The 5,989-nt window shown below is 60.7% G+C and carries 4 protein-coding genes; 3 read left to right on the top strand and 1 reads right to left on the bottom strand.

All coding sequences use genetic code 11. The features are described from left to right. The first annotated feature begins 121 nt into the window (after positions 1-121). Positions 122-1,861 (top strand): single-stranded-DNA-specific exonuclease RecJ, encoded by a 1,740-nt coding sequence (recJ, locus tag B3187_RS04240; RefSeq protein ID WP_286804728.1) that lies wholly within the window; start codon positions 122-124, stop codon positions 1,859-1,861. A 123-nt stretch (positions 1,862-1,984) separates the two neighbouring features. Here the strand turns inward: recJ and B3187_RS04245 are convergent, their stop codons facing one another. Continuing rightward, a complete protein-coding gene (locus B3187_RS04245; RefSeq protein WP_286804729.1) occupies positions 1,985-2,614 on the bottom strand; it encodes an arylesterase in 630 nt (209 codons plus the stop codon). Positions 2,615-2,794: 180 nt separating this feature from the next. Between B3187_RS04245 and B3187_RS04250 the strand changes: the two genes are divergently transcribed. Continuing rightward, positions 2,795-3,496, top strand: coding sequence for an ABC transporter ATP-binding protein (locus B3187_RS04250; RefSeq protein WP_286804730.1), 702 nt, complete (start codon positions 2,795-2,797; stop codon positions 3,494-3,496). A 4-nt stretch (positions 3,497-3,500) separates the two neighbouring features. After that, entirely contained in the window at positions 3,501-5,966 is a 2,466-nt protein-coding gene (locus tag B3187_RS04255) for an ABC transporter permease (protein ID WP_286804731.1), read from the top strand. Positions 5,967-5,989 lie beyond the last annotated feature (23 nt).

Genomic DNA, 5,989 nt, shown 5'->3' on the forward strand with positions numbered 1-5,989 from the left:
ACGGTCTTGAAAGGGCTTCCCCTTCCCGTCCCTCTGTGCCAAGGATCGCGTAGGGCGGATAAGCCGAAGGCGCATCCGCCGTAACCAAAGCCGAATCCCTCTAATTTCACCGACGGACCTCATGCAAAAAACCATCCTCCGACGCACACCTCCTGAACACTCTCTGGAAACCCCTCTGGCTGGTGACCTTCCTCCGTTGCTGGATCGCCTTTATCGGCTGAGAGGCGTCTCTCGCTCGGAAGAACTCTCCCACAAGCTGCAACACCTGCACAAACCCACCTTCAAAGGCCTGCCCGAAGCGGTGGCTCTATTGGCCGATGCGGTCGAGGCACAGGCCAATGTGTTGGTGGTGGGTGACTTCGACGCTGACGGCGCCACCAGTTCGGCGTTGGCGGTGATGGCGTTGCAGGCCATGGGCCTGGCGAGTGTGGATTTTCTGGTGCCCAACCGGTTTGAGTACGGCTATGGGCTGACGCCGGAGATCGTAGAAGTGGCGGCGGCGATGGCGCCGGATGTGATTGTGACGGTGGATAACGGTATTTCCAGTGTCGAGGGGGTGCGTGCGGCGCAGGAGCATGGGATTGCGGTGGTGGTGACGGATCATCACCTGCCCGGTGATGAGCTGCCCTCCGCCGAAGCCATTGTGAACCCCAACCAGCCGGGCTGCCCGTTTCCCAGTAAAAACCTGGCAGGTGTTGGTGTTATTTTTTACGTGATGAACGCCCTGCGGGCGGAGTTGCGTCAGCGGGGCTGGTTTGCCCAGGGCCAGCCCGAGCCCAATATGGCGAATTTTCTCGATCTGGTGGCCCTCGGTACGGTGGCGGACGTGGTGCCGCTGGATCACAATAACCGCATTCTGGTGTCTCAGGGCTTACAGCGCATTCGCGCCGGTGTGGCTCGCCCGGGCATTATTGCCCTGCTGGATGTGGCCGGGCGACAGATGCACCGGCTGGTGGCCAGTGACCTGGGGTTTGCCATTGGCCCACGGCTGAACGCGGCGGGACGCCTGGACGATATTTCCGTGGGCATTCAGTGTCTGATGTGCGACAGCGATGAGCTGGCCCGGGAGATGGCGTTGACGCTGGACGAGCTCAACCGCGATCGCAAGGCGATTGAGAGTGGCATGCAGAAGGAAGCGGTGGCCATGCTCAATCGGCTGCAGCTGGATGAAGAAAATCAGGCGCTGCCCTGGGGGCTCTGCCTGTATGACGGTAATTGGCACCAGGGTGTGATCGGTATTCTGGCGTCGCGCATCAAGGATCGTCTGCACCGTCCGGTGATCGTGTTTGCCGATGCCGGGGAAGGGGAGATCAAAGGTTCGGCTCGCTCAATTGCCGGTTTGCACATCCGCGATGCGCTGGATGCGGTGGCGGCCCGTCATCCGCATCTGTTGAACAAGTTCGGCGGCCATGCCATGGCGGCGGGGATGACGCTCTCTCGGGAGAATTTCGACGCGTTTCAGCAGGCCTTTGACGAAGAAGTAAAACGTCAATTGCAGCCGGAGGACCTGCAGCCGGTGTTGGTCAGCGACGGTAATTTGACGCCCACGGAAGTGAACCTGGAACTGGCCAGTTTGCTGCGCAACGCAGGCCCCTGGGGACAGCATTTTCCGGAGCCGCTGTTCGATGGGGATTTTGCGCTGGTTCAGCAGAGGCTGGTGGGGGAGAAACACCTGAAAATGACGTTGGCGCTGGATTCGCAGGGACAACATCTGGTGGACGCCATTGCGTTCAATATTGATCCGGAGTTGTGGCCCAATCCGTCCGTGCAGCGTGTGCACCTGGCGTATCGGTTGGATGTGAACGAGTTTCGCGGGCGTCAGTCCGTGCAGTTGATGGTGGAGTATTTGGAGCCGGCGTAAATGAAGTCCGAGGTGTTCGTCGGCTTACGCGCGTTGCGCTAAGCCGACCTACACAACTCTCCAGTAGGTCGGCTTAGCGCACCGCGCGTAAGCCGACATCAAACGTACCCCGAGATCACGCTCTTAGTGCGCCTGAAGTACCTCACGCAACATCGGCCAAACATTCTCCAGAATTTTTGGCTGCGCTTCGGCGTTGGGGTGAATGCCGTCTCGCTGCATCAACTCATCCTTCGTGGCGATGCCTTCTAGCATAAACGCCACCAGTGGCACATCTTCTTCCTGGGCCAGCTGCGGATACACGGCGGTAAACTGATCGGTATAGCGCGGGCCATAATTGGAGGGAATCTGCATGCCCAAGAGCACTACCTCTGCCCCTTGTTCCCGGCTCAATTGAATCATTGCGGCGAGGTTGTCGGCGAGATCGCTGACCGGGTAACCGCGTAAACCATCATTGCCGCCCAGCTCCAGAATCACCCATTCCGGGTTGTGCTCGCTCAGCAGCCGGGGAAGGCGCTTTAGGCCGCCTTCAGTGGTTTCACCGCTGACGCTGGCATTCACCACCGTATGGGGGTAGCCTTCGCGCTCCAGTCGCTCATTGAGCAGGTTGACCCAGCCATCCTCCTCGTCAATGCCGTAGGCCGCACTCAGGCTGTCACCCAGTACCAGGACGCGTGGGGACTCTGCCCAGGCCACTGAGGCGAGCGAGAGCAGCAGGGCAAGGGAAATACAGTGCAGTGTGCGGTGTAACGTCATGGGCGGTTCCGGCTCAGTGGGTGGACACAGGTGCAATAATAACCTCTGAGAGGCTCATACTGCATGGGTACGCTGATCGGGCGACTAAGGGTCACCGTAAAGAATTGTGAACCGTTTTGACACCCTCTCGTAACCAAGGTGCAATAGGTCACTCTGTTTTTTGACGAACCAGGACATTTCATGACTTCCACGGCACTGGTACAGGCCAACGGCGTTGGCAAAGTGGTTTCGACCGCAGAAGGGCAATTGACCATTCTGCACCGCATTTCCCTATCGGTGGCGGCGGGAGAAAGTGTGGCAATCACCGGCCCTTCGGGCTCCGGCAAATCAACGCTGCTGGGCATCCTGGCGGGGCTGGACCTGCCCAGTTTCGGTGAAGTGCAGCTGTGCGGCCAGAACCTGACCGCACTGGACGAAGAGGGACGGGCACAAGTTCGGGCCGAATCCGTCGGTTTCGTATTCCAGTCGTTTCAACTGCTGCCGGGCCTGACCGCGCTGGAAAACGTCATGCTCCCCATGGAGCTGCATGGCATGAAGAATGCCCGTAGTCGGGCCGAGGAGTACCTGGCTCGGGTGGGACTTGCCGAGCGTCTGACCCACTACCCGCAACAGCTCTCCGGTGGTGAGCAGCAGCGAGTGGCGGTGGCGCGGGCCTTTGCCAGCCAGCCCAAGGTGCTGTTTGCCGACGAGCCCACGGGCAACCTCGATATTCACACCGGTGCCAAAATCATCGATCTGCTGTTTGAACTGAATCGCGAGCAGGGCACCACCCTGATTCTGATTACCCACGAGGAGCGCTTGGCCCAACGCTGCGGTCGTCGCGTTCATCTGGTGGCCGGTTCCCTTGAACCGGAAACTGACCCCGTGCCAGAGGAGGCCTGAGCCAATGCTGGCCGCAAGACTACTCTGGCGCAATTGGCGCAGCGGGGAAGTGCGATTGCTGAGCATCGCCCTGGTGATGGCCGTGATGGTGGTCAGTGCCATCGCCATTTTTACCGATCGGCTCGAAGCCACTCTGGTACAGCAAAGCAACAATCTGCTGGGGGCGGACCGGGTGGTTCGGGCGTCCCAGCCTCATGATCCAGCCTGGGCTGAAGAAGCCGGCGAACGCGATCTTCAGCAGTCCCGATTGGTGGAGTTTTCCTCCATGGTGTATCGGGGTGATGAGATGCACCTGGCCTCCATCAAGGCGGTGGACGAGGGCTACCCACTGCGTGGTGTGGTGGAAACCACCGATCAACCCTGGACGACCAAACCTCCGGAAGAAGCCACTGGCATCCCGGCGCCGGGCGAAGCCTGGGTGGATGCACGCATGCTGCCCCTGCTGGGCATTGAGCTGGGTGATACCTTTGGTGTCGGCGAGGCGGAGCTGGTGGCCAGCCGTGTTCTGGTGCGTCAACCCGACGGTGCCAGTTCCATTTTCATGACCGGTGGCCGGGTCCTGATGAACCTTCAGGACCTGCCGGCAACCCGCGTGGTGCAGCCGGGCAGCCGGGTGAGCTACCAATGGCTGCTGGCCGCCGACCGGCTCGCCGACCTGGAAGGTTTTTTAACCTGGCTGGAACCGCAACTGACGGACCACTATCGGGTGGTGGACATAGAGTCCTCCCAACGCAATCTCGCCCGGACCCTGGATCGCGGCAAACAGTTTCTGCTGTTGGCCGCCGTGGTGGGCGTGCTGTTGGCCGGTGTTGCCATCGGGCTTGCGGCCCGCCAGTTTGCCGATCGCCATGTGGATCAGGTCGCCCTGATGAAAAGCCTCGGAGCGGGCAGCCAGCGTATTCGGAACCTCTACTTCGGTCAGCTGATTCTCCTGTCATTGGTGGCCTCCGTCATTGGTGTCGGCCTGGGGGAGGGCTTCCAGCAGTTGGTGGCTTACGGCCTGTCGAACTTCTTCGCCCTGAACCTGGCCCAACCGGGCTGGCTGGCCTATGTGCTGAGCGTACTGAGCGGTCTGGTGTGCCTGATGTTCTTCGCCTTGCCCGCCCTGTGGTTCCTGCCCAAAGTGCCGCCCCTGAAAATTCTGCGTCGGGAGCTGAGCGTCGATAAAGTTCAGGTCTGGACTCAGGTAATGCTGGCGTTGCTCGCCGTAGTGTTGCTGGTGGTATTGTTCAGCCGGGATTGGGCGCTGGCGGCGAGCGTCGTGGCGGCCCTGCTGGTGGTGGTTGTGGTGACCGCCATCCTCGGCCTCGGACTGCTGCACCTGAGCCGCAAACTCACCACCGGGGCCAGCAGCGTCTGGCGCCTGGCAGTGGCCAACCTGCAGCGCCGGCGCGGCCACAGCCTGGTGCAGATGGTGATCTTCTCGGTGGCGATCATGCTGCTGATCACCCTGACTGTGGTGCGCACCTCGCTGATACAGGATTGGCAAGCCCAGTTACCGGAGGATGCTCCCAACCACTTCCTGGTCAATGTGGCACCCGAAGACGTCGAGCCGGTACAGACCATGCTCGACCGCGAATCCCTGGACCGACAACCGCTGTACCCCATGGTGAGGGGTCGCCTTACACACATCAACGAGCAGGAAAAGTCCCGGGAACGCCTGAACCGCGAGGCCAACCTGACCTGGACAGACACCCTGGCGGAAGACAACGAGGTAGTGGCCGGGCAGTGGTGGGATCAGTGGTCCGGTGGCGAGCTGCCCGGCGTGTCGGTGGAGCAGGAGCTGGCGGGCGAGCTGGGCATTGAGCTGGGAGATACCTTACGGTTTTCGATCGGCGGACTGACAATGGAAGCGGAGGTGACCAGTTTGCGGACGCTGGACTGGCGCTCCATGAATCCAAACTTCTTTTTCATCTTTGAGCCTGGAGCCCTGGACGGCTTTTCCGCCACCTACATCACCAGTGCCTATGTTCCGGCCAGCCAGAAAACACTGATCAACGACCTGATGCGTGAGTACCCCACCATTCTGCTGATCGAACTGGATCGGGTATTCGAGCAGATCCGATCGATTGTCACCCAGGTGACCAAGGGCATTCAGTTGGTTCTGGTGCTCACGGTAATTGGCGGCATCCTGGTACTTCTGGCGGCGGTCACGACCAGCCTGGATGCACGCAAACAGGAGGCTGGTCTGCTGCGTGCCCTGGGCAGTCCGCGCCGGTTGGTAGTGGGCAGTGTCTGGGCGGAGTTTTCGATTCTCGGTGGCCTGTCGGGGTTGATTGCCGTGCTCGGCTCGGAGGCGCTGTTGATGAGCCTGCAGCACTTCGTACTGGAAATCCCGATCCGACCGCACTACCTTTTCTGGGTATTGGGCCCGATCCTGGGCGCCGCCTTCGTCGGCCTCTTGGGCGCCCTGAGCTGCCGCAGCGTAGTCACCACCCCACCAGCCGTAGTATTGCGCGAAGCTGCATAGGTGTTTTTGGTTCTATGAGGTAC

Source organism: Marinimicrobium sp. UBA4209 (assembly GCF_002381585.1).
Classification (GTDB): domain Bacteria; phylum Pseudomonadota; class Gammaproteobacteria; order Pseudomonadales; family Cellvibrionaceae; genus Marinimicrobium; species Marinimicrobium koreense.